28 protein-coding genes are annotated in these 26,234 nt (G+C 62.4%); 16 read left to right on the top strand and 12 right to left on the bottom strand.

The window, feature by feature from the left end; genetic code table 11:
• Positions 1-4: 4 nt before the first annotated feature.
• The 3 genes from AC1DLV_RS25730 to puuE are packed head-to-tail and all read right to left on the bottom strand — an operon-like array spanning position 5 to position 2,813.
• Positions 5-505: an ureidoglycolate lyase gene (locus AC1DLV_RS25730; protein WP_476802926.1), complete on the bottom strand. Its 501-nt coding sequence runs from the start codon at positions 503-505 to the stop codon at positions 5-7.
• A 22-nt stretch (positions 506-527) separates the two neighbouring features.
• A complete protein-coding gene (locus AC1DLV_RS25725) occupies positions 528-1,373 on the bottom strand; it encodes a bifunctional allantoicase/(S)-ureidoglycine aminohydrolase (protein ID WP_476802878.1) in 846 nt (281 codons plus the stop codon).
• Between the two features lie 6 nt (positions 1,374-1,379).
• Complete coding sequence (gene puuE / locus AC1DLV_RS25720; RefSeq protein WP_476802877.1) at positions 1,380-2,813, bottom strand: allantoinase PuuE; 1,434 nt, start codon at positions 2,811-2,813, stop codon at positions 1,380-1,382.
• Positions 2,814-2,994: 181 nt separating this feature from the next.
• Here puuE and uraH point away from each other — a divergent pair, with 181 nt between their 5' ends.
• Genes uraH through xdhC form a run of 4 tightly spaced genes read left to right on the top strand, consistent with a single transcriptional unit; the run spans position 2,995 to position 8,097 of the window.
• On the top strand, positions 2,995-3,360 hold the full coding sequence (gene uraH / locus AC1DLV_RS25715) for a hydroxyisourate hydrolase (protein WP_476802876.1): 366 nt from the start codon (positions 2,995-2,997) through the stop codon (positions 3,358-3,360).
• A gap of 3 nt (positions 3,361-3,363) precedes the next feature.
• A complete protein-coding gene (gene xdhA, locus AC1DLV_RS25710; protein WP_476802875.1) occupies positions 3,364-4,845 on the top strand; it encodes a xanthine dehydrogenase small subunit in 1,482 nt (493 codons plus the stop codon).
• Between the two features lies 1 nt (position 4,846).
• Positions 4,847-7,207, top strand: a complete 2,361-nt coding sequence (xdhB, locus tag AC1DLV_RS25705; RefSeq protein ID WP_476802874.1) for a xanthine dehydrogenase molybdopterin binding subunit — start codon at positions 4,847-4,849, stop codon at positions 7,205-7,207.
• Positions 7,204-8,097: a xanthine dehydrogenase accessory protein XdhC gene (xdhC, locus tag AC1DLV_RS25700; RefSeq protein ID WP_476802873.1), complete on the top strand. Its 894-nt coding sequence runs from the start codon at positions 7,204-7,206 to the stop codon at positions 8,095-8,097. The genes xdhB and xdhC overlap by 4 nt, the downstream gene beginning before the upstream one ends.
• A 9-nt stretch (positions 8,098-8,106) precedes the next feature.
• Here xdhC and dps read toward each other — a convergent pair whose 3' ends face one another.
• On the bottom strand, positions 8,107-8,595 hold the full coding sequence (gene dps / locus AC1DLV_RS25695) for a DNA starvation/stationary phase protection protein Dps (protein WP_476802872.1): 489 nt from the start codon (positions 8,593-8,595) through the stop codon (positions 8,107-8,109).
• Positions 8,596-8,706: 111 nt separating this feature from the next.
• Entirely contained in the window at positions 8,707-9,219 is a 513-nt protein-coding gene (locus tag AC1DLV_RS25690; RefSeq protein ID WP_476802871.1) for a winged helix-turn-helix transcriptional regulator, read from the bottom strand.
• Between the two features lie 123 nt (positions 9,220-9,342).
• Between AC1DLV_RS25690 and AC1DLV_RS25685 the strand changes: the two genes are divergently transcribed.
• Positions 9,343-9,816 (top strand): SRPBCC family protein, encoded by a 474-nt coding sequence (locus tag AC1DLV_RS25685; RefSeq protein WP_476802870.1) that lies wholly within the window; start codon positions 9,343-9,345, stop codon positions 9,814-9,816.
• A gap of 180 nt (positions 9,817-9,996) precedes the next feature.
• Positions 9,997-11,196 carry a serine hydrolase domain-containing protein gene (locus AC1DLV_RS25680; RefSeq protein WP_476802869.1) on the top strand — a complete coding sequence of 400 codons (1,200 nt, stop codon included), beginning with the start codon at positions 9,997-9,999 and terminating at the stop codon, positions 11,194-11,196.
• 25 nt (positions 11,197-11,221) lie between these two features.
• On the opposite strand, the gene AC1DLV_RS25675 is transcribed toward AC1DLV_RS25680, so the two are convergent.
• On the bottom strand, positions 11,222-12,142 hold the full coding sequence (locus AC1DLV_RS25675; RefSeq protein ID WP_476802868.1) for a LysR family transcriptional regulator: 921 nt from the start codon (positions 12,140-12,142) through the stop codon (positions 11,222-11,224).
• Between the two features lie 148 nt (positions 12,143-12,290).
• Between AC1DLV_RS25675 and AC1DLV_RS25670 the strand changes: the two genes are divergently transcribed.
• The 6 genes from AC1DLV_RS25670 (at position 12,291) to AC1DLV_RS25645 (ending at position 17,447) form a co-directional block, all read left to right on the top strand.
• Positions 12,291-13,511, top strand: a complete 1,221-nt coding sequence (locus tag AC1DLV_RS25670; protein WP_476802867.1) for a urate hydroxylase PuuD — start codon at positions 12,291-12,293, stop codon at positions 13,509-13,511.
• 106 nt (positions 13,512-13,617) lie between these two features.
• Entirely contained in the window at positions 13,618-14,937 is a 1,320-nt protein-coding gene (gene guaD, locus AC1DLV_RS25665) for a guanine deaminase (RefSeq protein WP_476802866.1), read from the top strand.
• Between the two features lie 60 nt (positions 14,938-14,997).
• Positions 14,998-15,504, top strand: coding sequence for a heme-degrading domain-containing protein (locus AC1DLV_RS25660; RefSeq protein WP_476802865.1), 507 nt, complete (start codon positions 14,998-15,000; stop codon positions 15,502-15,504).
• Between the two features lie 18 nt (positions 15,505-15,522).
• On the top strand, positions 15,523-16,788 hold the full coding sequence (locus AC1DLV_RS25655; protein ID WP_476802864.1) for a glycerate kinase type-2 family protein: 1,266 nt from the start codon (positions 15,523-15,525) through the stop codon (positions 16,786-16,788).
• A 75-nt stretch (positions 16,789-16,863) separates the two neighbouring features.
• Complete coding sequence (locus tag AC1DLV_RS25650) at positions 16,864-17,151, top strand: type II toxin-antitoxin system RelE/ParE family toxin (RefSeq protein WP_476802863.1); 288 nt, start codon at positions 16,864-16,866, stop codon at positions 17,149-17,151.
• 2 nt (positions 17,152-17,153) lie between these two features.
• Positions 17,154-17,447 (top strand): addiction module antidote protein, encoded by a 294-nt coding sequence (locus AC1DLV_RS25645; RefSeq protein WP_476802862.1) that lies wholly within the window; start codon positions 17,154-17,156, stop codon positions 17,445-17,447.
• Between the two features lie 17 nt (positions 17,448-17,464).
• On the opposite strand, the gene AC1DLV_RS25640 is transcribed toward AC1DLV_RS25645, so the two are convergent.
• From AC1DLV_RS25640 to AC1DLV_RS25630, 3 genes are all read right to left on the bottom strand, one after another.
• Positions 17,465-18,853 (bottom strand): glutamine synthetase family protein, encoded by a 1,389-nt coding sequence (locus tag AC1DLV_RS25640; RefSeq protein WP_476802861.1) that lies wholly within the window; start codon positions 18,851-18,853, stop codon positions 17,465-17,467.
• Between the two features lie 30 nt (positions 18,854-18,883).
• On the bottom strand, positions 18,884-20,269 hold the full coding sequence (locus AC1DLV_RS25635) for an aspartate aminotransferase family protein (RefSeq protein ID WP_476802860.1): 1,386 nt from the start codon (positions 20,267-20,269) through the stop codon (positions 18,884-18,886).
• A 99-nt stretch (positions 20,270-20,368) separates the two neighbouring features.
• Positions 20,369-20,800, bottom strand: coding sequence for a MarR family winged helix-turn-helix transcriptional regulator (locus AC1DLV_RS25630; protein WP_476836282.1), 432 nt, complete (start codon positions 20,798-20,800; stop codon positions 20,369-20,371).
• A gap of 74 nt (positions 20,801-20,874) precedes the next feature.
• Here AC1DLV_RS25630 and AC1DLV_RS25625 point away from each other — a divergent pair, with 74 nt between their 5' ends.
• The gene (locus tag AC1DLV_RS25625; RefSeq protein WP_476802858.1) at positions 20,875-21,327 is read left to right on the top strand and encodes a hypothetical protein; all 453 of its coding nucleotides are present in this window, start codon (positions 20,875-20,877) and stop codon (positions 21,325-21,327) included.
• Between the two features lie 2 nt (positions 21,328-21,329).
• Here AC1DLV_RS25625 and AC1DLV_RS25620 read toward each other — a convergent pair whose 3' ends face one another.
• Together AC1DLV_RS25620 and AC1DLV_RS25615 are read right to left on the bottom strand one after the other, a co-directional pair.
• Positions 21,330-22,304, bottom strand: a complete 975-nt coding sequence (locus AC1DLV_RS25620; RefSeq protein ID WP_476802857.1) for a WD40 repeat domain-containing protein — start codon at positions 22,302-22,304, stop codon at positions 21,330-21,332.
• 149 nt (positions 22,305-22,453) lie between these two features.
• Positions 22,454-23,542, bottom strand: coding sequence for a CobW family GTP-binding protein (locus AC1DLV_RS25615; protein ID WP_476802856.1), 1,089 nt, complete (start codon positions 23,540-23,542; stop codon positions 22,454-22,456).
• Positions 23,543-23,723: 181 nt separating this feature from the next.
• Between AC1DLV_RS25615 and AC1DLV_RS25610 the strand changes: the two genes are divergently transcribed.
• Both AC1DLV_RS25610 and AC1DLV_RS25605 read left to right on the top strand, forming a co-directional pair.
• Positions 23,724-24,455 (top strand): intradiol ring-cleavage dioxygenase, encoded by a 732-nt coding sequence (locus tag AC1DLV_RS25610; RefSeq protein WP_476802855.1) that lies wholly within the window; start codon positions 23,724-23,726, stop codon positions 24,453-24,455.
• Positions 24,456-24,654: 199 nt separating this feature from the next.
• Positions 24,655-25,152, top strand: a complete 498-nt coding sequence (locus tag AC1DLV_RS25605) for a MarR family winged helix-turn-helix transcriptional regulator (protein WP_476802854.1) — start codon at positions 24,655-24,657, stop codon at positions 25,150-25,152.
• Here AC1DLV_RS25605 and AC1DLV_RS25600 read toward each other — a convergent pair whose 3' ends face one another.
• The gene (locus AC1DLV_RS25600; protein ID WP_476802928.1) at positions 25,153-25,374 is read right to left on the bottom strand and encodes a hypothetical protein; all 222 of its coding nucleotides are present in this window, start codon (positions 25,372-25,374) and stop codon (positions 25,153-25,155) included.
• On the opposite strand from AC1DLV_RS25600, the gene AC1DLV_RS25595 reads away from it, so the two are divergent.
• Positions 25,307-26,191, top strand: coding sequence for a DMT family transporter (locus AC1DLV_RS25595; RefSeq protein ID WP_476836288.1), 885 nt, complete (start codon positions 25,307-25,309; stop codon positions 26,189-26,191). The two genes, AC1DLV_RS25600 and AC1DLV_RS25595, sit on opposite strands and share 68 nt — an antisense overlap.
• The last annotated feature ends 43 nt before the right edge of the window (positions 26,192-26,234 follow it).

The following is a 26,234-nucleotide window of genomic DNA, read 5'->3' as shown; positions in this document are numbered from 1 at the left end:
GATGTCAAAACCCTTCGGGCAGGACGATTTCGTAAGGATGCGAGAAATGGAATTCTTCAAGGTTGGAGCCCGCGCCGCCGCGGTCGACGACGACAAAATCCTGGTTCTCGCCGATCGGCGTCAGCACCCCGTGCCACAGATTGCGCGGGTAGTTGACGCCCTGTCCGGGCGAGGTGACGAAGGCATGCGGTTCGCCCGGGCCATCGCCGATGTCGTGACAGACGACCACGAGATAGGGCCGTGGCGACAGCGGAATGAAGGCCTGGCTGCCGAAGGGATGGCGCTCGACCATCGAGAGCTTCAGCGGGAATGGATAGGGCGTTCCCTTGAAGATGTTGATGATGACATGGCCGTCCGGCCCTGTTGCCTCGGCGCGAGCGAGCGCGTGATAGCGCTCGCATTTGCCTGAATTGATCGGGTAGTGACTGTCGCAGTTGGTGTCGATCACCTCGCCGAATTCGGCGAAGCTTTCCCTGGTCAGGGGCTTTGCGACAATGCGGTTCACAACGCCGACCATAGCTTGCACCTCAGGACCGACGCGGGGCGGAAAATGCCCCCAGTTGCATGTGACGGTTGACGTCCTTGTAGAGCAGGTAGCGGAACTTGCCGGGGCCACCGGCATAGCAGGCCTGCGGGCAGAAGGCGCGCAGCCACATGAAGTCGCCGGCTTCGACCTCGACCCAGTCATTGTTCAGCCGGTACACCGCCTTGCCTTCCAAGACATAGAGACCGTGCTCCATGACGTGGGTTTCGGGGAAAGGAATGATGCCGCCCGGCTCGAAGGTCACAACCGTAACATGCATGTCGTGGCGCAGGTCGTTGGGGTCGACAAAGCGGGTGGTCGCCCACCTGCCGTCCGTGTCCGGCATGGCGTTGGGCTCGATGTCATTGTCGTTCAGGAACAGCGGTTCAGGCGCGTCGAGGCCATCGACATATTCATAGGCCTTGCGGATCCAGTGGAAGCGCGCGACCTCCTTGCCGGCATTGCGGACCGTCCACTTGCTGGCCGGCGGCAGATAAGCGTAGCCGCCCGGCGTCAGCACATGGTTCTTGCCAGCCACCGACACTGTCACTTCGCCTTCGACGACGAAGAACACACCTTCAGCACCGGCATCCGGTTCCGGACGGTCGCTGCCGCCGCCGGGCTGAACTTCCATGATGTATTGCGAGAAGGTCTCGGCAAATCCCGACAGGGGACGTGCGATAATCCACAGCCGCGTGCCGTCCCAATGCGGCAGGAAGCTGGTGACGATGTCCGAAAACTCGCGCTTGGGGATCACCGCATAGGCTTCGGTGAAGACGGCGCGGTCGGTGATCAGGTCGGTCTGGGGCGGCAAGCCGCCTTTCGGAGCGTAATAGGAGCGGTGTGCCATGTTCTCTTAGCTTGGAAGGAGGTCGTGAAGCCGGTACCAGGCGATGCGTTCCACCTGCTTGCAGGCGGTTTTCAATTCCTGGTCGCGGCTGTTGGCGATGCGGGTCTCAAACGCCTTCAAAATGCTTGCTTTGTCATTGTCGCGCACGGCGATGATGAAGGGGAAGCCGAATTTCTCGACATAGGCGGTGTTGAGCTCGGTGAAACGGCTACGTTCGGCGTCGGTCAACGCGTCGAGGCCGGCGGATGCCTGCTCCTTGGTTGACTCTTCCGTCAGGCGCTTGGCCTGGGCCAGCTTGCCGGCAAGGTCGGGGTGTGCGGTCAAAACGCCGAGGCGCTCGGCTTCGCTTGCCGAGCGGAAAGCGCGGCACAGCGCGTTGTGAAGGCCGCCAGCACTGTCATGGGCCGGTCCGAGCTCCAGTTCGAAAGCGCGTTCGGCGATCCAAGGCGAATGCTCGAAGATTGAGCCGAAGCGCTGGACGAATTCGTCGCGGCCCATGCGCGAGGGGCGCAGCGCCTGCGGCTGATAAGGATGGTTGTCTCGCCAGTGCGCGGCGATGTCCTGGCGGCGGGCCAGCCAGACCTTGTCGTGGCCCTGAACATACTCGATGAAACGGCGCAGCGCTTCGGCGCGGCCGGGGCGGCCAACGAGGCGGCAGTGCAGACCGATGCTCATCATGCGCGGCCGGCCGGCAGCTCCCTCGCGGTACAGCGTGTCGAAGCTGTCCTTGAGATAGGCGTAGAACTGGTCGCCCGAATTGAAGCCTTGCGCAGTTGCAAAACGCATGTCGTTGGCGTCGAGCGTGTAGGGAATGACCAGCTGCGGGGGAATCGCGTTGCCGTGGCCATCATGGTCGAGCCAATAGGGCAGCTCGTCATCATAGGTGTCGGAAATCCACTCGAAGCCACCTTCGGCAGCGGCGAGGCGAACCGAATAGACCGAGGTGCGGCCGAGATAGAGGCCCTTGGGGCGTTCGCCCACGACTTCGGTGTGAAGGCGAATCGCTTCCAGCAGGTCGGCGCGTTCAACGGCTTCGTCGTGGTCGCGATAATCGATCCAGCGCAGGCCGTGCGAGGCGATTTCCCAGTCGGCGTCCTGCATTGCCGCGACATGGTCGGGCGAACGCACAAGGGCGGTCGCCACGCCATAGACTGTCACCGGCACATTGGCTTCGGTGAACATGCGATGCAGCCGCCAGAAGCCAGCGCGGGCGCCGTATTCATAGATCGATTCCATGTTCCAATGGCGCTTGCCGGGCCATGGGGCAGCCCCCATCACCTCGGACAGGAACGCTTCGGAGGCGGCGTCGCCATGAAGGATGTTGTTTTCGCCGCCCTCTTCGTAGTTGACCACGAACTGCACGCAGACATTCGCATTGCCTGGCCACTGCGGGTGGGGTGGATTGGCGCCGTAGCCGCGCATATCTCTTACGTAACGCATGGTCCCTCGAAATTCGGTCTCTTGCCGGGCACTTGAGCAGAATAGCGAAAGGAGCGGCAGACATTCCCTCGAAAAAATTTGAAAGTCTTTTTGTAGTGCTCTGCTCGACCACACCTTATGCAATGGCCTTAAATGGCGCAAAATCTACAGTGATGGCGCGTATCGCCAATAGGGAGAGCGAATGACAAAGGCTGAAGGCGGACGCCTCACCACCCATGTCCTTGATACTGCCACCGGAAAGCCTGCCGAGGGGCTGTCGATCTCGCTGTTTCGAATCGAAGGCGACGTGCAGACCCTGCTCAAGAAAGTCGTGACAAATGCCGACGGACGCTGCGACGCGCCGCTGTTGATTGGCGATGAATTCCTGACCGGCGAATATGAACTGGTCTTCGCCGCCGGCGACTATCTGCGCGGTCTGGGCACGGACCTGCCTAAGCCGGCCTTCCTCGACATCGTGCCGATCCGCTTTGGCATGGCCGAGCGCACACATTATCATGTGCCGCTGTTGATCTCGCCCTTCGGCTATTCCACCTATAGGGGGAGCTGAGCCATGGCGACGGTCAAGACACGCAACGAGATTCGCTTCATCCTCAACGGCGAGGACGTGGCGCTGGGCAATATTGCGCCCGCCGAGACCTTGCTCGACTACCTCCGGCTGCAACGCACGCTGCGCGGCACCAAGGAAGGCTGTGCGGAGGGCGACTGCGGCGCCTGCACGGTGCTGGTCGGCCGCCTCTCCGCCGGCGAGCTTGTCTATGAAAGCGTCAATGCCTGCATCCGCTTCATGGGCTCGCTCGACGGCTGCCATGTCGTCACGGTCGAACATCTGCGGGGCGAAAACGGCAATCTGCATCCGGTGCAGCAGGCCATGGTCGACTTCCACGGTTCGCAATGTGGCTTCTGCACGCCGGGCTTCGTCATGTCGCTCTATGGCCTGTGGATGAAGTCTCCGGAGCCGTCGGACGCCGAGATCGAAAAGGCGCTGCAGGGCAATCTGTGCCGCTGCACCGGCTACGAGGCGATCATGCGCGCCGCGCGTGTCATCTCCGATTACGGCAAGGTCGCCAAGGACCCGTTGCTCGCCGAGCGCAAGGCGATCACCGCGCGGCTCGTGGCTCTCAAGGACGGCACCCGTGTCGAGATCGGCTCGGGCAAGTCGCGTCTTGTCGTGCCAGCCGATGTCGACGACCTCGCCGCCGTGCTCGATAAAGAGCCCAACGCGACCATCGTTGCCGGCTCGACCGATGTTGGCCTGTGGGTCACCAAGCACATGCGCGATATCTCGCCAGCCGTCTTCATCGCCAACATCGATGGTCTGCATGGGATGTCGGAAGACAAGGGCGTCATCACGATCGGCGCTGGCGTTACCTACACCGAAGCCTTCGACACGCTGGCGAAGCGCATCCCTGCACTTGGGCCGCTGTTCGACCGCCTCGGCGGCGAGCAGGTCCGCAACATGGGCACCATCGGCGGCAACATCGCCAACGGCTCGCCGATCGGCGACACGCCACCGCCGCTGATCGCGCTTGGTGCGACGCTCACCTTGCGCAAGGGCAAGACGCGACGGACCATTTCGCTACAGGATTTCTTCATCGCCTATGGCAAGCAGGACCGTGCGTCAGGTGAGTTCGTCGAAGCCGTGCATGTGCCGGTGCCAAAAAAGGACGAAAAGTTCGCCGTCTACAAGGTCACCAAGCGCCGTGACGAGGACATTACCGCTACGCTCGGCGCTTTCTGGCTGACGCCTGCCAGGGACGGAACGGTGGCTGAGGTTCGCATCGCCTATGGCGGCATGGCGGCGACACCGAAGCGCGCCTCGGCGGTCGAGGCGGCACTTGTTGGCAAGCCGTGGACCGAAGAGACGGTCGAGGCGGCGATGGCTAAATACGCCGAAGATTTCACGCCTTTGACAGACATGCGCGCGACCGCAGAATATCGCGCGCTGGCCGCGAAGAACCTTCTGCTGCGCTTCTACATGGAAACGACCGGCACCAAGGCGCCGCTCCAAGTATCGAGATACGAGGCTGCGTGAGATGACCGAGCACACTCCAAACCTCAAGGCCGCGAAAATCTCTGGCGGTGTCGCCACCGACCAGCGCCATGATTCCGCGCACAAGCATGTCGCCGGCACCGCCGTCTATATCGATGACATGCCCGAGCCCGCGGGCACGCTGCATGTCGGTCTCGGCCTGTCGAACGTGGCGCATGGCACGCTGAAGACCGTCGATCTTTCCGCGGTCAGGTCGGCGCCCGGCGTGGTTGACGTGCTCACTTATGCCGATGTGCCAGGCGAGAACGATGTTTCGCCGAGCGGCATGCATGACGACCCTGTCTTTGCCCAGGGCAAGGTGCAGTTCCATGGCCAGCCGATTTTCGGCGTGATCGCCGAAACGCGCGAGCAGGCTCGCCGCGCCGCTCGGCTTGCCAAGATCGAATATGAAGAGCTGCCGGCTGTCATCAGCATCTGGGATCTCGATACCGAAAAAGACAAACAGGTGACGACGCCGCTGACGCTGAAGCGCGGCGACGCGGCAGCGGCTATTGCCGCAGCACCTCACCGCATCAAGAACCGCATGAAGCTCGGCGGCCAGGATCACTTCTATCTGGAAGGCCAGATTTCGCTGGCCGTTCCGGGCGAAGACGACGAGGTCATCGTCTATTGCTCGACCCAAGGCCCGAGCGAAACCCAGCATCTGGTCGCCCATGTGCTCGGCGTGCCGAGCAATGCGGTGACGGTGGAAGTGCGCCGCATGGGCGGTGGCTTCGGCGGCAAGGAAACCCAGGCCAACCAATGCGCGGCCATCGCCGCCATCGCTGCCAAGAAGCACAAGCGCGCCGTCAAGATCAGGCTCGACCGCGACGAGGACATGACCGCCACCGGCAAGCGGCATGATTTCGCCATCGATTACGAGGTCGGCTTCGACGACGAAGGCAACATTCTCGGCGTCGACTACATGTTCGCGCTGAATGCCGGCTTTTCGGCCGACTTGTCCGGACCGGTCGGCGACCGCGCGCTGTTTCACTGCGACAACGCCTATTTCTACCCGGCCGTGCATGCCAAATCGGCGCCGCTCTACACCAACACCGTGTCCAACACGGCGTTCCGCGGCTTCGGCGGCCCGCAAGGCATGGTCGGTGCCGAACGCGTCATCGACGAGGTCGCATTCGCGCTCGGCAAGGACCCGCTCGAAATCCGCAAGCTGAACTTCTACGACCCGATGGGGACGCCAGGCGAGCGCAACGTGACGCCCTATCACCAGAAGGTCGAAGACAGCATCATCCACCGGATCGTGGCCGAACTCGAGGAAAGCTCGTCTTATGCGCGGCGCCGGCGCGAAATCACGGCTTTCAACAACAACAGCCGCTTCATCAAGCGCGGCATGGCGCTGACGCCGGTCAAGTTCGGCATCTCGTTCACCAAGACCGAGTCCAACCAGGCCGGCGCGCTGGTGCATGTCTATGCCGATGGCTCGGTGCACATGAACCATGGCGGCACCGAGATGGGGCAGGGCCTGCACCTAAAGGTAGCCCAGGTGGTGGCCGAGGAGTTCCAGATCGACCTCGACCGGGTCAAGATCACCGCAACGACCACCGCCAAGGTGCCGAACACGGCGCCGACGGCGGCCTCTTCGGGTGCTGATCTCAACGGCATGGCGGCACAGGACGCGGCGCGCCAGATCCGCAAGCGGCTGACCGATTTCGCCGCCGAGAAGTATCAGGTTCCAACCGACCAGGTGCTCTTCCTGCCCAACCGGGTGCGTGTCGGCAACCAGGAGATCAGCTTCAACGATCTGGTCAAGCAAGCCTATCTCAACCGCATCCAGCTTTCGGCGGCAGGTTTCTACAAGACGCCGAAGATCCATTGGGATCGCAGCAAGGGCCGCGGCCACGCCTTCTATTATTACGCTTATGGCGCGGCCTGCTCGGAAGTGTCGATTGACACGCTGACCGGCGAATATGTGGTCGAGCGTACCGACATTCTGCACGATGTCGGACGCTCGCTGAACCGGGCTATCGACATCGGCCAGGTCGAGGGCGGCTTTGTCCAGGGCATGGGCTGGCTGACGACGGAAGAGCTGTGGTGGGACGGCAAGGGCCGGCTGCGCACGCACGCGCCGTCGACCTACAAGATCCCGCTCGCCTCCGACCGGCCCAAGATCTTCAACGTGGCGCTGACCGATTGGTCGGAAGCCTATGAGCCCACCATCCACCGCTCGAAAGCTGTCGGCGAGCCGCCGCTGCCGCTTGGCTTGTCCGTTCTGCATGCGCTGTCGGACGCGGTGGCGAGTGTCGCCGACCACAAGATCTGTCCGCGTCTCGATGCGCCGGCAACGCCCGAGCGCGTGCTGATGGCGGTCGAGCGGCTCAGGGCCGAGGCGGCCCCAAAAAAGTGAGCACGACGGCCAAGAGCCTCAGGGCGTTTCTCGGCACGGCACCTTCGGTGGCGCTGGTCGAGGTGGCCGAGGCCAAGGGCTCGACGCCACGCGAAAAAGGCGCGTGGATGCTGGTGTCGCCTGAACGTATCTTTGGCACCATCGGTGGCGGCCAGCTGGAATTCATGGCCATCGATACGGCGCGGGTCATGCTGGCGGGCCCCTCCAAACGCAGCGCGGTGATGGAGCATGTCACCGGCGACCCAATGCCGGCCCGCTTCCTGGATCAGTCGCATGAGGCCGACAGCAGCCTCACCCTCGATATCCCGCTAGGCCCTGAGATCGGCCAGTGCTGCGGTGGGCGTGTCGAGATCGCCATCAGAAACGTCGACGAAGCCATGCGCGCCGCGCTACTCGCCTCAGCCGAGGCCGCGGATGCCGCGCGGCCGCGTGTCTATGTCTTTGGCGGCGGCCATGTCGGCCACGCGCTGGCTTCGGCCTTTTCGCTTTTGCCGATCAATGTTGTGGTCGTGGAAACCCGCGCCGACGCTCTCGAAGGCATGCCCGACAATGTCATCACGCGGCTCACGCCGATGCCTGAGGAGATGGTGCGGGAAGCGCCCGCCGGGGCTGCCTTCGTCGTGCTGACGCATGACCACGCGCTCGATTTCCTGATCGTCGGCGAAGCCTTGAAGCGCGATGACGCGGCCTATGTCGGCATGATCGGTTCGAAGACCAAGAAGGCGACGTTCAAGAGCTGGTTTCTCAAGACGGCCGGCGGCAGCGAGGACGTCTTTGCCCGGCTGGTATGTCCGATCGGCGGCGAAGCGGTGAAAGACAAGCGCCCCGCCGTGATCGCTGCCCTTGCAGCTGCCGAAATCATGACCGCGCTGGTGTCCAGCGCGGCCTGATTTTCGTTGTTACGCGTTTTCCTGGGTGTGCGCCTCAAGGAACCAGAGCGACTTGTCGAGCGCCCTGGAATAGGCGGTGAAGATGTCGGCGGTGTCGGCGTCGCCTGCTTCGCCGGCCTCATCGATCGCCTGGCGCACTGTCTTTGCCACTTCGGCAAAGCGGTCGATCAGCGCTTCAAGGTGGTCCTTGGTCTTGAAAATGTCGGTTGGATAGGCCTTCACCTTGCTCGCTTCCGCAACCACCTGGGTGGTGCCCAGCGCCGTTCCGCCAAGCTGCACCGCGCGCTCGGCGATGGTGTCGACATGGATATCGAGCTCGGTGCGAAACCCATCCAGCATCTCATGGATGGCGATGAATTGCGGACCCTTGACGTTCCAGTGTGCCTGCTTGGTGATCAACGCCAGGTCAATCGCGTCGGCAAGACGGGCGTTGAGGAGTTCGATCGAAACCTTCTTGGCGTTGGACTTGAGATCGTTGCGCGTCGGGTGGGATGTCATCGGGTACTCCTTGATCGGGTGTTCGCGCCGCCCATCAAGTACCGGCGGCCCATGCAGGCTACAACAGCCTGATGACATTATCCGTTCCGATCTGCCTGCTGCGTCAAGGTGTCATTCGGTAGCCGCATTGCGGGCCACGACCTGGAGATAGGCCGCCTGCAGCTCGGCGCGCACGGGGATGCGCCCGGCTTTGGCGGTCAGGGGCTTGCCCAGATGCTCGGCGCGCAATTCTTCCATGAAGCGGCCCCACATTTCCGGCCCGCCCTTTTCCAGCAGCTCGGCGCGGATGCTGAGTTCTTCGCTGACAGGCAGCCATTTGCGGCCCCAGGCGCCGATCTGCGCAAACACCGGCAGCAGCTCGATCGCCATCTCGGTCAGGCTGTAGATCGCCTTTTGCTTGTGGCTGGGGTCGTCCGCCTTGGTGAGCAGCCCGTCTTCAAGCAGGCGCTTCAGCCGGTCGGCGAGGATGTTGGAGGCGATGCCTTCCTGGGACTGGGTCAACAGTTCGCGGAAATGGCGGCGGCCGCCGAACATCATGTCGCGCAAAACGATCAGGCTCCATTTGTCGCCGACGACCTCGAGCGTGAGGTTGATCGGGCAGCCCGACCGGTGAGTCTGGTTCATGCAAATGTCTCCAAAAAACCAGTTGCAATATAAAAGCAGTTTGGCTAGCGTACAACTGGTTAGTAGTCGCAACCGGTTGCACTTTTCCTGATATGGTCAGCAACCTTTCTGATGGAGTGAGAAATGACCGCAACAGCAGCAGTCCACACCAGCTTCAGCATCGACCGCTTTTACGCAGCCTCGCCCGCCGAGGTGTTCGCCGCCTTTTCCGACGCCGAGCGCAAGCGCCGGTGGTTCGCCGAAGGCGAAGGCTGGCAGGTCGACGAATTTTCAGTCGATTTCCGCGTCGGCGGCTTTGAACGCAGCCGGTTCCGTTTCCAGGGTGGCCCCGAGATTTCCAACGACACCACCTATCTCGACATCGTTACCAACCAGCGCATCGTCATTGCGTATGTCATGGCGCTTGCCGGCAACCGTTTTTCCGCTTCGCTCGCCACCATCGAGTTCAAGCCCGAAGGCAGCGGCACAAGGCTTGTCTATACCGAGCAGGATTCGTTCCTCGACGGACAGGATGGCTCCGCTGATCGTGAGAGCGGCTGCAAGGAGTTGCTCGAAACCCTGGCCATCGAAGTCGAAAAGGCCCGGACCCTAGCGTAGCCGACGACCAAATGAGCATTCTGGGAGGCCGAGATGCCTATGTCTTCAGGATTGGACCGGCGTAGGGTGATAAAAGGCGCGGCATTGTCGGCGGCCCTTTTGGCGCCGAAAAGCGTCGGCGCTCAGGAAGCGCCGGCACAGCAGATTTCAAACAGCATTTCAGCGGTAAGGAGCACGGCGATGAGTACGGGAAACTTCGCACCTGACCGGCTCGAGCGGATGCGGCAGGTCATGGACGGCCATGTCGAGCGTGGCGAGGTGCCGGGTCTGGTCTGGGCGGTCAGCCGCAATGGTGAAACCCATGTCGAGGCAGCGGGCGCGCTCGCTTTCAACAGCGCAGCGCCGATGCGGCGTGAAAGCATCTTCCGCATCGCCTCGCTGGCCAAGCCGGTCACCGCTACCGCCGCGATGATCCTCGTCGAGGAATGCCGTCTCAGGCTCGATGACCCTGTTGACGAATGGCTGCCAGAACTGGCGAATCGCCGGGTGCTGAAGGCGATCGATGGTCCACTGAACGACACGGTGCCGGCCCACCGGCCGATCACGTTGCGCGACCTGCTCACCTTGCGCTTCGGGCTCGGCGCGATCATGGTCTACCCGATCCGCTATCCGATACAGCACGCCATGGAAGAGGCGGGCGTGGATCCCGGCGCCGATGTCTTTCTTGGCACGCCCGACGATTACATGAAGCGCATCGGCTCGCTGCCGCTCGTTCACCAGCCCGGCGAGGGCTGGCTCTATCACACCGGGCTCGACGTTGCCGGCGTGCTGATCTCGCGCGCTGCGGGTCAGCCGCTGTCGGTGTTCATGCAGGAGCGCATCTTCGGACCGCTTGGCATGAAGGATACGGGGTTTTCCGTGCCGGCCGACAAAATCGAGAGGCTTGCCACCGCCTATTCCAGGGACTTCCAGACCGGCAAGCTTAGCGTGCACGACGAAGCCAGGGGCGGCTTGTTTGCCAAGCCCGCGACCTTCGAATCAGGGGCGGGCGGGTTGGTCTCGACCGCCGATGACTACATCGCCTTCCAGCAGATGATGCTCGGCAAGGGCAAGCTGGGCAACGAGCGTATCCTGTCGCGCGCCTCGGTCGAACTGATGACCATGGATCACCTGACACCGGAGCAGAAGGCCGGTGCGAAGATGTTCTTCAACGACAACACCAGTTGGGGACTCGGCATGGCGGTCGCCATCCGGCGCGACGACCTGTGGCTCTCGCCGGGCCGTTTCGGCTGGGATGGCGGCTACGGAACGTCTGCTTACGCTGATCCGACCGAGGGGTTGGCAGGTGTGCTTCTGACCCAGCGCCTGATGGATTCGCCGCAGGCGCCGAAGCACTTTGTCGACTTCTGGACCTCGGCCTATCAGGCGCTTGAGGGGTGAGGCGCATGCCTCATCCCCGCCAGCCTCATTTTCCGGCCAGAATGTCCTTGATCAGCTTGTGGCAGCGGTCGGCCATGAAGTCGAGCAGCAGCCGGACCTTCGGGTCCTGCAGCTTCTTGTGCGGATAGACGGCGGCAAACTGCACCGGGGTCGGCGGTGTCTGCGCCAGGATGATCTTCAGCCGCTGGTCGCGGATGAAGGGTTCGACCTCGAAGCGCGGCTTGTTGATGATACCGCGCCCGCTCAGCGCCCAGCCGGTCAGCACGTCGCCGTCGTCCGAATCAAACGGTCCGTGGACCTCGAATTTTGTCGGCCCGGCGGGGGTCTCCAGCGTCCAGAAATATTCTCTGGAGCCGGGATAACGCAGCATCAGGCAATCGTGCTTCTTGCCGATCAGATCGCTGGGACTTTCTGGTTCGCCGCGCTTTTCGAGATATTTGGGTGCGGCGACCAACACGCGCTCGCACTCCAGGATGCCGCGCATCCTCAGACTCGAATCCTCGATCAGCCCGAGCCTGAAGGCGACATCGATGCCCTCCTTGAGGATATCGACATTGTGGTCCGAAAGCCTGAGCCTGACCTCGATATCGGGGTATTTGTCGTGGAATTCGGGGATGCCGGAGGCGACGAGCCGACGGCCAAGCCCGAGTGGGGCAGTGACGCGGATGGTGCCGCGCGGCTGGCCGGAAAGCGCTGAAACCGCAGCTTCCGCCTCTGTGATCGCTTCGAGCACCTGCTTGGCGCCGGAGTAAAACACGTTGCCATGCTCGGTCGCCATCAGCTGCCGGGTGGTGCGGTTGAACAGCCGAACGCCCAGGTGCTTTTCCAGCTCCTTGATGCGGTTGGACGCGACTGCAGGCGAAATGCGCATGTCGCGGCCCGCGGCAGAAAGATTGCCAAGTTCCACGACGCGAACGAAGACAGCGATGTTGTCGAGATAAGCCATGCGTGCCGAGGGTTCCCTAGCCCGGCTTATGCCGTGCCGCCATACGGTAGTATTTTCCAGATTTTTTTGAAAGTCATCGCGAATCCTTTCACTTCCCCAATGCATGAGGCATCGTAAGATCGCTGCTGGTGCGGAAAAGGGACGGCGGATGTACGACTTGGCGTTTTTCATGGAATGGGCGAGCTTCGCCGCGCGGTGGCTGCATGTCATCACCGCCATGGCCTGGATCGGCTCGTCCTTCTACTTCATCGCCCTTGACCTTGGGCTGAGGAAGCATGCCGGCCTGCCCGTTGGCGCCCATGGCGAAGAGTGGCAGGTCCATGGCGGCGGCTTCTACCACATCCAGAAATATCTCGTGGCGCCGGCCCAGATGCCGGAGCACCTGACCTGGTTCAAATGGGAATCCTACGCCACCTGGATGTCGGGCTTCGTGCTTCTGTGCCTCGTCTACTATGGCGGCGCCGAGCTGTTCCTCATCGACCGCAATGTGCTCGACGTCTCCGCGCCCGTCGCCATCGGCATTTCGCTCGCTTCGATCGGCCTCGGCTGGGTGATCTACGACCAGCTCTGCAAGTCGAAACTCGGCGATCATGACACGCTGTTGATGATCATCCTCTATGCCATCGTGGTGTTCATGAGCTGGGGCTACACGCAGCTGTTCACAGGCCGCGCCGCCTTCCTGCATCTCGGCGCGTTCACCGCGACCATCATGTCGGCCAACGTCTTCATCACCATCATTCCCAACCAGAAGATCGTCGTCGCCGACCTGATTGCCGGCCGCAAGCCGGACCCGAAATACGGCAAGATCGCCAAGACGCGTTCGACCCACAACAATTACCTGACGCTGCCCGTCGTGTTCCTGATGCTGTCGAACCACTATCCGCTGGCCTTCGGCACCGAGTTCAATTGGGTCATCGCCGCACTCATCTTCATCATCGGCGTGCTGATCCGCCACTACTTCAACACGATCCACAAGCGCGGGGGCAACCCGCACTGGACCTGGTTCGTTGCCGCCCTGCTGTTCATCGTCATCATGTGGCTGTCGACAGTGCCGAAGGTGCTGACCGGCGAGGACAAGAATGCCGCGGTGACTACAGCACCCTTCGTCGCCTCGGCCCAGTTCCCTGCGGTACGCGACACGGTGCTCGGCCGCTGCGCCATGTGCCATGCCAATGAGCCTTCCTATGAGGGCGTCTACCATGCGCCCAAGGGCGTGGTGCTGGAGACCGACAACGCGATTGCCCAGCACGCGCGCGAGATCTACCTGCAGGCCGGGCGCAGCCATGCCATGCCGCCGGCCAACGTTACCCAGATCACGCCGGAAGAACGCGCGTTGTTGGTCGCCTGGTACGAACAGGCGCGGAAATAGCAGCCCTGCTACGACGCAGACTGAAAGGCGCCTGCTGAGCGCTTAAATCGACGCGTGGTGTTTTGACCGCGATTTTGTCGCCAGAAAAAGCTTGTAGAGTTCAACCATGACCACAACCCTTCTTCGCGGCCGCACATTGTCCTTCCTGCGCTGGCCCGACAGCGCCGACGATCACGCCGCCTATGCCTATGAGGAGGATGGCGCGGTGCTGATGGTCGGCGGCAAGATCGCCGCCGTTGGCGCCTACGCCCTGGTTGCGGCCCAGGCCGGCAGTGGCGTTGCGGTCATTGATCATCGCCCGCATCTTATCCTGCCCGGCTTCATCGACGCGCATGTCCACATTCCGCAGATGCAGATCATCGCGGCCTATGGCGCCGAGCTGCTGGAATGGCTGAACAAATACACCTTTCCCGAGGAAACCCGATTCATCGACGCCCAGCATGGCCGCCGCATCGCGCGCCTGTTCCTTGACGAGATGGTGCGCCAGGGCACAACGACCGTTGCCGCCTATTGCTCGGTCCACAAGCAGTCGGCCGAGGCGTTCTTCGCCGAATCGCACGACCGCAACATGCTCAACATCGCCGGCAAGGTGATGATGGACCGCAACGCGCCTGCTGGTGTGCTGGATACGCCGCAGACGAGCTATGACGACACCAAGGCTCTGATATCGGAATGGCATGGCAAGGGCCGGCAGCACGTCGCCATCACCCCACGCTTTGCGATCACGTCGACGCCCGAGCAGATGGAAATGGCGGGGCAACTGGCACGCGAGCATTCCGACCTGCACATCCAGACGCATCTGTCGGAAAACCACGCCGAGATCGCCTTCACCCAGGAGCTTTATCCCTGGTCGCGCGACTACACCGATGTCTATGAGCACTACGGCTTGCTCGGCAAACGCACGCTTCTGGGGCACTGCATCCATCTTGGCGAGCGCGAGTCCGACGCGATTTCCGAACATGGCTCCATCGCCGTGTTCTGCCCGACGTCGAACCTGTTCCTCGGCTCCGGCCTGTTCGACTACCAGCGCTATCGGCAGCGCGACAAGCCGCTCAGGATCGCCATTGCCACCGATGTCGGCGGCGGCACCAACTATTCGATGCTGCGCACGATGGACGAGGCCTACAAGGTCATCGCGCTGAATGGCGAGAAGCTGAACCCGCTGGCCTCTTACTGGCAATTGACCCGCGGCAACGCGGAAGCTTTGTCGATTTCAGACAAGGTCGGTACGCTTGAGGTTGGCACCGATGCCGATCTCGTCGTGCTCAATGCGCGCGCGACGCCCGGCATGCGGCTTAGGATGGAGCGTATCGACACGCTGGCCGAAGAGCTGTTCCTGCTGCAGACGCTGGGCGACGACCGCGCGGTGGTCGAGGTCTATGTCGCGGGCCGGCCGGCCAAGTCGGCGATGGATCAGGCCGCATGACCTTGCGTCATTCGCCCGCGTCTGCCATGTGAGCCGTGGACGCAGGGAGAGGAGCGGACAATGGCAGCAGCCGAAGATATCAAGAAGATCGCCGAGCAGGAGGCGCGCCTTGTCTTCGAAGGCTTCGACGAAGCCGCTGCCTTCGAGATTGGCTCCACGATCCGTGCGCGCGGGCTGGCTGAAAACCTCCCCATCATCGTCGACATTCGCCTGTGGGATCGGGCGCTGTTTTACTGCGCCTTACCCGGCTCGACGGTCAACAACACCGAGTGGGCGCGGCGCAAGATCAACGTCGTCAAGATGTTCCATCGCAGCAGCTACGGCATGGTGCTGAAAAAGGCGCGCGAGGACCGCACATTTCCTGTCGGCGACGCGCTGCCGATCGAGGACTATGTGCTGGCCGGCGGCGGTTTTCCGATCCGCGTGAAGGGCGTGGGCGTTGTCGGCGCCATTGCCGTATCGGGCCTGCCCGAGCGGCAGGATCACGAGGTGGTGGTCGCGGCAGTCTGCGACCATCTCGGCATCTCCAGGCAGGAACTTGCCCTTCCGCCCGTTTCGAACAGCTGAAAGAGTTTTAGCGTCCCGATGGCCACGACCGACCCGAAGCAATTCCTCACCAAGATCTTCGAGGCCGCCGTCGCGGCGGCCGATCCGGAGCTGACCATCCGCCGCCATCTACCGGAAAAGCCCAAGGGGCGCACGATCGTCATTGGTGCCGGCAAGGGCTCGGCCCAAATGGCTGCCGCATTTGAGAAGGCGTGGGACGGTCCGCTCGAAGGCGTCGTCGTCACCCGCTACGGATTTTCAGCACCTTGCGAGCGCATCAGGATCATCGAGGCGTCGCACCCGGTGCCAGACGCCAATGGCCTCGAAGCCTCCAAGCTGCTGCTCCAGGCTGTCTCCGGTCTCACCGAAGACGACCTCGTTGTGGCGCTGGTCTCGGGCGGCGGCTCGGCTTTGCTGCCGTCGCCGGCCGGTAGCCTGACGCTTGCCGACGAGATCGCCGTCAACGAAGCACTGCTTGCCTCCGGCGCGCCGATTTCGGCGATGAACACCATTCGCAAGCACATCTCGACCATCAAGGGCGGCAGGCTCGCCGCCGCTGCCCATCCGGCGCGCGTGGTTTCGCTCGTCGTTTCCGACATTCCCGGCGACAATCCAGCACTCGTCGCCTCGGGGCCAACGGTGCCTGACGACGCCTCGCGCGCGGACGCGCTCAGGCTGATCGAAACCTATCGCATCGCGCTGCCGGCCAATGTCATGGCGCACATCAACTCGGGGGAGGCCGACGCGCCCCAGTCTTCCGACCAGCGCTTTGCCCGCAACGAGGTTCATGTCATCGCCTCGGCAGGTGTATCGCTCGATGCAGCCGCTGCGGCAGCGCGGGCGCTTGGTGTCGAAACCGTCATCCTATCCGACGCCATCGAGGGCGAGGCGCGCGAGGTTGGCGGCGTGCATGCGGCTATCGCGCGCGAAGTCGCCATGCGCAACCGTCCGTTCGCCAAGCCAGTGCTGATCCTCTCGGGTGGCGAGACCACTGTCACGCTGCGTGCAAAAGGCAAGGGCGGGCGAAACAGCGAATTCCTGCTCGCCTTCGCCATTGGCATCGACGGTGTGTCAGGCATCGACGCGCTGGCGGCTGACACCGATGGCATCGATGGTTCCGAAGACAACGCCGGCGCCTTCGCCGACGCTACGACGGTCGCGCGCATGCGCGCCGCTGGCGTTGACGCCAAGGCGATGCTTGCCGGCAATAACGCATGGACGGCATTCGACGCAGTCGGCGACCTGTTCGTGCCGGGGCCGACGGGCACGAATGTGAATGATCTGAGGGCTATTTTCGTTCGGTAGCCTGTCCTTCCTTGGAGAGCCGACGGATTTCATGGTGATCTTGAATTATCGAGAGTTGTGAACTATAGTTCACGCATGTTCGAGGTCCGTCAAACCGACACATTTCGAGAGTGGTTTGATGGGCTGCGGGATTTGGCGGCCCGGCGAAAGATCGCCCAACGCGTCGTTCGGCTTGAGGCTGGGCTATTTGGCGACGTCAAATTCTTCGACGGTATTGGCGAATTGCGCGTCGACATGGGTCCCGGTTATCGCGTCTATTTCGTCCAGCGCGGAAGAGTGGTGATCATCCTGTTGAGTGGCGGCGACAAGTCTACCCAAGGTCGAGATATCAAGCGGGCTCTGGAAATGGCAAAGGAGGTTTGAGCATGTCTCTCAAGACAACTCCGTTCGACGCGGCGGCGTATCTCGATACGCCTGAATCGCAAGCCGAACTGCTTTCCGACGCTTTTGAAACCGGTGACGCCAGCTACATTGCGCACGCATTGGGAGTCGTGGCGCGGGCTCGTGGCATGAGTCTGGTTGCGAAGGACGCAGGAATAACGCGCGAGGGATTGTACAAGGCCCTCAGCGCCGAAGGCGATCCGCGGCTGACGACGCTCCTTGGCGTCGTCAAGAGTCTCGGCTTGACCGTGACGATCCAGCCGGCACCGAAGCCCTGATCTTTGGCCGTTCGGCCTCACACCTCGTGCAAATACAAATGATAATCCAGCTCGCTCACCGTGCGGGCCACGCGAAAATATTCGGCTTCCTTGATCGCCGTGAAGGTGCGGTGGAGATCGTGGCCCAGCGCCTCGCGCAGGAATTCCGACGCCTTCGCCGCCTCGATAGCCGTGCGCCAATCGGCCGGCATTACTCCGTTCGTGCCCGCCGCCTGCTCGTAGCCATTGCCTGTCGTTTCGGGGCCGGGATCCAGCTTTTCTTCCAGCCCCTTCGAAATGCCGGCGAGAATGGTCGCAGCCACCAGATAGGGATTGGCATCGACGCCCGAGGGGCGGTGCTCGATGCGGCGGTTCTTGGCGTCGCCCGCCGGCACGCGCAGCGCCACAGAGCGGTTGTTGACGCCCCAGGTCGGCGCCACCGGCGCATAGGATTGTGATACGAAACGCCGCCAGGAATTGGCGTGCGGCGCAAACACCAGCATCGATTCGGCCATGGTCGCAGCCAGGCCGCCGAGTGCGTGCAAGAGCCTGGGCTGCCACTCGCCTTCCTTGGCTTCTGTGAAGACGTTGTTGCCGTCCTTGTCGAGCAGCGAGGCATGGAAATGCATGCCCGAGCCGGCATATTTTTCGATCGGCTTGGCCATGAAACAGGCGGTGACGCCGTGGCGGCGCGCCTGGGCGCGGACGATGCGCTTGAGCATGATCAGGTCATCGGCGGCCTGCATGACGTCCTTGCGATAGCGCAGCGTGAGCTCGTACTGGCCGGGCGCGTATTCGGAGATCACCGTCTCGGCAGGAATGCCCTGCAGCTTTGCGGCGGCATAGATGTCGGAAAACAGCGGCTCCATGCCATGCAGATGGTCGACCGAATAGACCTCGGTCTTGCCCGAAGCGCGGCCGTCGAGCACCGCGCGTGCCGGCTGGACCTTGCCGTCGCCGTCGCGCTCGTTGGACAGCAGGAAGAATTCAAGCTCGAAAGCGCCGGCTGGATACAGGCCTCTTTCGGCAAGCCTGTCGACTTGGCGCTGCAGCGCAAGCCTTGGGTCCGAGGTCATCGGCGCGCCATCGAGATGGTACATCGACATCAGCAGCTGGCCACGTGCCGGGGTCGTTCCATAGAGCGGCTTCAGCGTGCCCGGGATCGGCCATGCCCTGAGGTCGCCGTCGCCGGAGTCCCAGATCAGCCCGGTCTCGTGGACATCTTCGCCAGTTATGTCGAGGCCGAGGATGGAGATCGGCAAATGCCGTCCACCTTCGTACAAGCCCGTCAGTTCGTGGCGCCGGATGATCTTGCCGCGCCCTACGCCATTGGCGTCGGTGAGCACGATGTCGAAGGCTTCGATGTCGGGATTGGCGTCTAGGAAGGCTCTGGCCTCGTCGATGGTCGAGCCGGAAGGAGATGTCATGATCTTACTCAATTGTCCAAAAACCTTGTCTCACGCCGAAAGCGTGGCGGCAATATCGCCGAAAGCCGCAACCAGCCTGTCGACCTGACGTGCAGTCGTTACCGGCGAAACCAGCATCATGTTGTGGAATGGCGCGATCAGCACGCCGCGATTGACCAGCGCGACATGCACGGCAGCTTCAAGCCGCGAGGTATGCGCCGTCTCTGCTTCGCCGCCATTGCGCAGGGGGCCGGGCGCGCAGATGAACTCGACGCGAGCGCCAACGCGCATGACGTGCCAGGGCAACTTGTTCTTGCGGATCGCCTTGTCGAGGCCGGATGCCAGCCTGTCGGCCAGCCGCTCCATATGGGCGTAGTTTTCCTCGGTCATCACCTCTTCGAGAGTGGCCCGCATCGCGGCGAATTGGAGCGGGTTGGCTGAAAGCGTGGTGCCCATGCCGGAATAGCCGGGCTCCTTGGTCCTGTTGTAGTCAGCGTAGCGCGCGGCGACCTCTTCGCTCATGCCCCACACGCTGGCCGGCACGCCGCCGGCGACAGGCTTGCCCAGCACGAAAAGATCAGGCTCCAGGCCATGCTTTTTGGTGTAACCGCCGGGGCCGGTCGAGATTGTGTGTGTCTCGTCGATCAAAAGCAGTGTGCCGGTCTTGCGCGTCAGCTTGCGAACGCCTTCGAGAAAGCCGGGCTCTGGGAGCACCATGCAGGAATTGGTCAGCACAGGCTCGGTGATGACGCAAGCAACGTCGCCATGGGCGAGTGCTGCTTCAAGTGCCGGCAGGTCGTTGAATTCGACGATGCGGGTACGGGCCGTGAGGTCGCGGAATTCGCCGGCGAGGCCTGGCCGGTTGACCGGCTTGCCGTCCTTCAGCCGCACCATCGTTTCGTCGACAGCACCATGGTAGCAGCCGTTGAAGACCAGGATCTTGTCGCGGCCGGTGACCGCGCGGGCCACACGCAGGGCAAAACGATTGGCGTCGGTAGCGGTGGTGGCGATCTGCCAGTGCGGCAGGCCGAAGCGCTCGGTCAGCAGCATCCCAAGGGGCAGCGAATCTTCCGACGGCAGCATGTAGGTCAGGCCGCGTCCAGCCTGACGGCGGATGGCGCGGGCGACCGGGGCAGGGGAGTGGCTGAACATTGAACCGGTGTCGCCGAGGCAGAAATCGGCGAGCCTGTTGCCGTCGACGTCGGTGATGGTGGCGCCGCTCGCCTTGTCGACGAGGATCGGGAATGGTGTCGGCCAATCGTTCATCCAGTGCATCGGCACGCCGCCGAAGAAACCCGCGACACCATTGCCGAGTGCAGCTTGCGATTTTGGCCGCGCCCGGCGAAAGATCTCGGCCTCGGTCGCCGCAAGCTCCGATATGCGCGACAGGGGCACGCCGCCTTCGCTGGCTTCTGGTCGTTCGATGCGATTCATCATGGCTCCCGAATGATAGAAGGCGCCACTCTAGCCAGTCGGCTGCTGAAACTTCAATTGGCCGTGCGCGGAGCGTCGATTGGCGCAGGCAATGTCACACGCTCAATCGCGATGCATGGCGGCAATGGCTCGCCGCATCATGGCCACGAAGGCCTGACGTTCGCTTTCGGTGAAGTCGGCCAGTGCCTCTTCGTTCTGCGCGCGGGCGGCTTGGGTGGCGGGATCGCGCAGTGCTATCGCCCTTGGTGTCAGGTGAATGGACTGCGAGCGTCCGTCTTCCGGCTTGGTGCGTCGTTCGATCAGGCCGTCGCGTTCCATCCTGGTCAGCGTGTTGGCCATTGTCGCCTGTTCGACATCGAGGCGGCGCACCAGTTCGCTCTGCGTCTGTCCGTCCTCGTCCCACAGCGCCAGCAATGTCATGAACTGGGCCGGAGCCAGTCCAAGGGGACGGATGCGTTGCTGCAGGCCCTTGGCGAAAAGGCGCGCCATCTGATTGGCGAGGAAGCCGGGCGAGCGGTCTTTCTGGAAAGTCATGGACAAGAGATAGCTGTTGAATAGCATGCTATGCAATGATATATAGCTTGCTATGTAGATGAGGAGGCGCGACGATGAAAACCAAGATTCATGCGGCGGCCGGTGCCGTCGCCTTGCTCACAATCGGCTGTTTCTGGCTTGCCACGGCGGCCGCCGAGCTTTCCGGCCACGCTGACACTATCGCCGCGGTGAAGGCGGGCGTGCTTGCCGGCATGGTGGTGCTCATCCCGGCCATGATTGTCGTCGGTGCTTCGGGTTTTTCGCTTGGCCAGGGCTGGAAGAGCCCTGTTGTCCAGAATAAGAAACGCCGCATGCGCATTGTCGCTGCCAACGGCCTCCTGGTGCTGCTGCCTTCGGCCTATGTTCTTGCCGGCTGGGCCGAAGATGGCCGTTTTGACGCGGCCTTCTTCGCCGTGCAGGCGCTGGAATTAGCGGCTGGGGCGGTCAACATCGCCCTGTTGTCGCTGAACATGCGTGACGGCCTGGCACTTCGGCGCAAGCCAGCCAGAACGGCGCGCGCAGGTTAAGCTCAGCCAGCGATATCGATGACGCCGCAGTCGCCGGCGGCACTGCCGAAGACGAGGCGGCGCTCTTCCTTGTCCCAGGCCATGGAGGTGATGGCGCCCTTGCCCGGGCGGCGCAGCAGCACCTCCTTGGCATCGGCAAACCGCACAGCCATCACCATGCCGTCTTCATAACCGATAGCGACGATGTCTTCGCTTGGATGGCAGGCGACCGAAGTCACCATGGAGTTGCCGCGCGTGCCGAGCTCGAGCGGGGCCTTGCCCATCGGGCCGTCCTTGCCGACGAAGGGCCAGACGATTGCCGCAGGCGCGCCGGAGCTTGCCAGCCACTTGCCCTTGGCGCTCCATGACAGGCTTTTCACCTTGGCGGGATAGCCGGTCATGCGCATGTGCTTGGCATCGACCAGTTTCCAGCCATGCAGGGCGTTTTCCTGCATCGTCGTCACCAAGAATGCGCCGTCCGGCGAAAACGTGACGCCGGTATGTGCGCCGGCCCATTCAAGCTCTACCGGTGTGCCATCGGCTGCGGGGAAATGCAGCGTCGCGCCATTGTAGCGCGCGATGCCGATGCGCATGCCCTTGGGCGAAAAGGCGATGCCTTCGACCGAACGCGGATGCGAAAACTCCTTCGCCTTGCCGTCGGCGAAGCGCACCCAAGCGCTGCGCCCGCTGGCATAAGCGACAGCACCTTGCGGACCTGTCGCGACAGAGGTGACCCACTTCTTGCCGATGCTCGCCAGTTCTTCGGTCGTGCCTGACGAAGACAGCGACATCACCTTGCCGTCCTCGCCGCCTGAGATCATCAGTTCGTTCTTGGCGGTGGTCGTAGCCGACAGCAGTCCGTCATGCAGCTTGACCGACTTCTGGCCATGGTCGAGCCAATGCACCATGCCGTCGGCGAGCGCGAAGAACGGAATGTCGTTGAGGAAAGTGGCTGTGACGCAATGTCCGTCGAGATCAAGCGGGGCAACTGTCGGCATAAGAGACTATTCCATTCGAGATTTATGCTGCCTCTCACCCTTACCCTCTCCCTGTAAACGGGGCGAGGGGGGCGACGTCACAGCTTGTCCCTTCTCCCCGTTTTACAGAGAGAAGGTGCCGGCAGGGCCTTCGGTGAATACGCTGGCGTTTACGCCGCCTGGCAGGCCTCGAAGCTGCGCTTCAGCCGCTCGGCGTCAAGTTCGCGGCCGATGAACACCAGACGGCTCTCGTGTTTCTCGTCGTCCTTCCAGGCGCGCTGGTGGTCGCCCTCGATGATCATGTGGACGCCCTGGATGACGTAGCGGTCCGGATCGTCCTTGATGGCGATGATGCCCTTAAGGCGCAGGATGTTCGGGCCTTCCATCTGGGTGATCTTTTCGATCCAGGGGAAGAACTTCTTGGAGTCCATCTCGCCGCCGCGCAGCGATACCGACTGCACCGTTACGTCGTGGATCGGCGAAACCGCGCCGTGCTCATGACGATCGTGATCGTGATGATGGTGGTCATGATCATGGTGGTGGTGATCGTGGCCGCAATCGGGGCCACATGCGTGATCATGATCGTGATCGTGATCGTGATCATGCGCGTCAAGGAAATGCGGATCGTCGGCCAGAACGCGCTTCAAGTCGAAGGCGCCACGGTCGAGCACCTGGTCGAGCGCAACGCCCGCTCGGGTGGTGCGGTGGATTTTGGCAGACGGGTTGATGGCGCGGACGGCAGCCTCGACGTCGCGCAACTCGTCGGCGTTGACCAGGTCGGTCTTGTTGAGCACGACGACGTCGGCAAAGGCGATCTGGTCCTCTGCCTCGCGGCTATCCTTGAGGCGCAGCGGCAGATGCTTCGCATCGACCAAGGCAACGACCGCATCGAGCTTGGTCTTGGAGCGCACGTCTTCATCCATGAAGAACGTCTGCGCCACCGGCACCGGGTCGGCCAGGCCCGTGGTCTCGACGATGATGGCATCGAAACGGCCGGGACGGCGCATCAGGCCCTCGACGACGCGGATCAGGTCGCCGCGCACTGTGCAGCATACGCAGCCATTGTTCATCTCGTAGATTTCTTCGTCGGATTCCACGATCAGATCGTTGTCGATGCCGATCTCGCCGAATTCATTGACGATGACCGCGTAACGCTTGCCGTGGTTCTCAGAAAGGATGCGGTTGAGCAACGTCGTTTTGCCGGAACCGAGATAGCCGGTCAGCACGGTGACGGGAATTTGGGTCTGAGCTTCGGTCATGGTCGTCCTCGGGATCGAATAGAGGCTCCATATAGGATGCCGAAGGCGTTTTTGCACGTCTCAAACGACATCACGAAAGCGTCTGCCCGACATTACCGAAATTTCATTAGGAAGGCGGTTGGCCGTTGCCTAGATTGATGCTTGGGCCGGGGGGCTACCGACCCATAGGAGCCAGGCGCCGATGCAGGACGATCCGTTCCGCGCCAAATTCAACCGCCGCCGGGCGCTTGGCCTGATCGCGGTGACCGCGGGCGGTGGCGCGCTGGTGCCTGCGCAGGTGTTTGCTCAGCAAGCGTCCTCGCCATCTGGACCCTTGTTGATGCCGCAAGCCGGCGTTTGCTCGATCACGCCGGAAGTGACCGAAGGTCCGTATTATTTCGACCCGGAGCTTGAGCGCAGCGACATCACCGAGGGACGCAAAGGCGCTGGCCTGACTGTGCGCCTGCAGGTCGTCGACGAGGCTTGCAGCCCGATCGTAGGCGCCCGCATCGACCTTTGGCACTGCGATGCGCAAGGGCACTATTCGGGTTATCCAGGCCAGGGCGACAACCGCGACGTCGACACCACAGGCGAAAAGTTCCTGCGCGGCTGGCAGCGTACGGACAAGAACGGCATCGCCACCTTCCGAACCATCTATCCCGGCTGGTATCGCGGCCGCACCACGCACATCCATTTCAAGGCCTTCCCCGGCGAAAGCTCTGTCATGACCGGCCAGATGTTCTTTCCAGACGATCTCAGCGAGCACATCTTTTCGACTGTCGCGCCCTACAACCAGCGCAGCGGCGAGCGTGACACGATGAACGCCGACGACGGCATCCTGCGTCGCGCCGGCAGCGGCTTGCAGAGCGCGGTGAGCGAAAAAGCTTCCGCCTATGAGGCGGCTATGATTGTTGCGGTAAAAAGAGCCGGATGAGGCTATTCTGCCGGAAGATTTGCCGGCGAATGGTTTCTGTCATCGAACTGTAACATCCGTCTGGCAAGAGCGCTCACGTGGTTGGTCGGTTGCCGGCAAAGCGACATGGCAACAAGTGACCGCGAAGTCGATTGCCAAAGGCCGCGCGACAATTATTCTCGCCCATCACGGTGCGAGGGGCGTGGCGCAGGAGATGCGGATGTCCAAGTCCAACAAAGGCGCGGCGATGAGCCGGCTTCATTCCGTGGCCAGGCTGGCGCGCACCTCGCTCGCCGCGCGGCTGCTAGCCCATGGCTTCTACGCCGGCCAGGACCAGATCATGCTTTCGCTGCACGACGACGACGGCCAGACGCCTGGCCAGCTCGCCTCGCGGCTTGGTGTCCGTCCGCCGACCATCACCAAGACCATCAACCGGCTCCAGGCGCAGGGCTTTCTCGAAAAGCGCGCCTCCGACACCGACGCCCGCCAGGCTCATATCTTCCTGACGGAATCCGGCACAGACGCCATTCGCGCCGTGGAGAAGTCGGTCAAGAAGACCGAGAAGCAGGCGCTCAAGGGCTTCGACAAGAAGGATCTGAAGCAGCTTTCCAAGCTTCTGCTGCGCATCGAGGCCAATCTGTCGGACCTCACGCTCGTCGAGGATGACGTTGCCGAAGTCGAGGCCGAGCCTGAGGTGGAAGCCGAAGCGGCGGAGTGATCACTTCTTCGGCTGGACCACGAGTTTTGCCTTGCCGGACGGCAGCACTTCCCGCATGAGCTGGATGTAACCTCCGTCCTCGATTTTCCGGCCTGCCAGCGTGTCCCCCATAAAAACAGCAGAAACAGCAACGCCTTCATCGGCTATCCTGCTGATATTCGCCTCGGGCCTGATTTTCTCCTTCCTCGACACCAGCGCCAAGCACCTGGTGACATCGGGCATGGCAGCACCCTTCGTCACCTGGGTGCGTTTTGCCGTGCACGCGCTCATCGTCATCGTCCTGTTCAAGGCCTGGCGACGGCCCGAACGTCTCGTGGCGCAAAGCCTGAAGCTGCAGATATTGCGCGCCGTGTTCATGTTCGGCTCGACGATCTTCAATTTCATGGCGCTGCAGACGCTGCAGCTCGCCGAAACGGTGTCGATCAATTTCGCCAGTCCCATGGTCATCACCGCGCTTGCCGGACCGCTGCTTGGCGAATGGGCTGGCTGGCGGCGCTGGCTCGCGGTCCTCGTTGGCTTCATTGGCGTGATCGTCATCACCCGGCCGGGCTTCGGCGGCTTCGACATGGGGCATGTCTTTTCCCTCTGCGCCATGCTGAGCTCGTCGCTCTACACGATCATGACCCGGCAGATGGGCAACCGCGAAACGGCCGAAAGCCTGATCCTCTACTCGGCGGTGGTGCCGGCGATTTTCATGCTGCCGGCGGTGCCCTTGGCCGGTTCGTTGCCGGTCCATCTCTATGACTGGCTAGTGCTGTTCGGGCTCGGTGTGTTCGGCGGCTTCGGCCATTGGCTGCTGATCAAGGCCTACCAGCGCGCGACGGCGACAGCGTTGGCGCCTTATCCCTACCTCCAGATGGTGTGGATGATCATTCTGGGCTGGCTTGTGTTCGACCAGCTGCCTGATCGCTGGACCCTTGCGGGCGCTGCGATCATCGTTTCCAGCGGCCTCTACATCATCCACCGTGAACACACGCTCAGGGTCCGCAACCGTGCTGCGCCAAATGCCGAAACCGAGGAACTGGCAAAAAAGCTTTGATTTGCCGTTGAACAATGGCATACGCCTTTAAACGGTTTAAAAG

The sequence above is a fragment of the Aminobacter sp. 01T433 genome (genome assembly GCF_056398585.1).
This window is presented reverse-complemented; position numbering and strand designations above follow the sequence as displayed.

Bases quoted from the DNA above. Each gene is read 5' to 3' on its own strand.
- AC1DLV_RS25725 (WP_476802878.1), bottom strand. From the start codon at position 1,373: ATGGCACACCGCTCCTATTACGCTCCGAAAGGCGGCTTGCCGCCCCAG.
- puuE (WP_476802877.1), bottom strand. From the start codon at position 2,813: ATGCGTTACGTAAGAGATATGCGCGGCTACGGCGCCAATCCACCCCAC.
- uraH (WP_476802876.1), top strand. From the start codon at position 2,995: ATGACAAAGGCTGAAGGCGGACGCCTCACCACCCATGTCCTTGATACT.
- xdhA (WP_476802875.1), top strand. From the start codon at position 3,364: ATGGCGACGGTCAAGACACGCAACGAGATTCGCTTCATCCTCAACGGC.
- xdhB (WP_476802874.1), top strand. From the start codon at position 4,847: ATGACCGAGCACACTCCAAACCTCAAGGCCGCGAAAATCTCTGGCGGT.
- dps (WP_476802872.1), bottom strand. From the start codon at position 8,595: ATGACATCCCACCCGACGCGCAACGATCTCAAGTCCAACGCCAAGAAG.
- AC1DLV_RS25690 (WP_476802871.1), bottom strand. From the start codon at position 9,219: ATGAACCAGACTCACCGGTCGGGCTGCCCGATCAACCTCACGCTCGAG.
- AC1DLV_RS25685 (WP_476802870.1), top strand. From the start codon at position 9,343: ATGACCGCAACAGCAGCAGTCCACACCAGCTTCAGCATCGACCGCTTT.
- AC1DLV_RS25680 (WP_476802869.1), top strand. From the start codon at position 9,997: ATGAGTACGGGAAACTTCGCACCTGACCGGCTCGAGCGGATGCGGCAG.
- AC1DLV_RS25675 (WP_476802868.1), bottom strand. From the start codon at position 12,142: ATGGCTTATCTCGACAACATCGCTGTCTTCGTTCGCGTCGTGGAACTT.
- AC1DLV_RS25670 (WP_476802867.1), top strand. From the start codon at position 12,291: ATGTACGACTTGGCGTTTTTCATGGAATGGGCGAGCTTCGCCGCGCGG.
- guaD (WP_476802866.1), top strand. From the start codon at position 13,618: ATGACCACAACCCTTCTTCGCGGCCGCACATTGTCCTTCCTGCGCTGG.
- AC1DLV_RS25660 (WP_476802865.1), top strand. From the start codon at position 14,998: ATGGCAGCAGCCGAAGATATCAAGAAGATCGCCGAGCAGGAGGCGCGC.
- AC1DLV_RS25655 (WP_476802864.1), top strand. From the start codon at position 15,523: ATGGCCACGACCGACCCGAAGCAATTCCTCACCAAGATCTTCGAGGCC.
- AC1DLV_RS25650 (WP_476802863.1), top strand. From the start codon at position 16,864: ATGTTCGAGGTCCGTCAAACCGACACATTTCGAGAGTGGTTTGATGGG.
- AC1DLV_RS25645 (WP_476802862.1), top strand. From the start codon at position 17,154: ATGTCTCTCAAGACAACTCCGTTCGACGCGGCGGCGTATCTCGATACG.
- AC1DLV_RS25640 (WP_476802861.1), bottom strand. From the start codon at position 18,853: ATGACATCTCCTTCCGGCTCGACCATCGACGAGGCCAGAGCCTTCCTA.
- AC1DLV_RS25635 (WP_476802860.1), bottom strand. From the start codon at position 20,269: ATGATGAATCGCATCGAACGACCAGAAGCCAGCGAAGGCGGCGTGCCC.
- AC1DLV_RS25630 (WP_476836282.1), bottom strand. From the start codon at position 20,800: ATGACTTTCCAGAAAGACCGCTCGCCCGGCTTCCTCGCCAATCAGATG.
- AC1DLV_RS25625 (WP_476802858.1), top strand. From the start codon at position 20,875: ATGAAAACCAAGATTCATGCGGCGGCCGGTGCCGTCGCCTTGCTCACA.
- AC1DLV_RS25620 (WP_476802857.1), bottom strand. From the start codon at position 22,304: ATGCCGACAGTTGCCCCGCTTGATCTCGACGGACATTGCGTCACAGCC.
- AC1DLV_RS25615 (WP_476802856.1), bottom strand. From the start codon at position 23,542: ATGACCGAAGCTCAGACCCAAATTCCCGTCACCGTGCTGACCGGCTAT.
- AC1DLV_RS25610 (WP_476802855.1), top strand. From the start codon at position 23,724: ATGCAGGACGATCCGTTCCGCGCCAAATTCAACCGCCGCCGGGCGCTT.
- AC1DLV_RS25605 (WP_476802854.1), top strand. From the start codon at position 24,655: ATGTCCAAGTCCAACAAAGGCGCGGCGATGAGCCGGCTTCATTCCGTG.
- AC1DLV_RS25600 (WP_476802928.1), bottom strand. From the start codon at position 25,374: ATGCCCGATGTCACCAGGTGCTTGGCGCTGGTGTCGAGGAAGGAGAAA.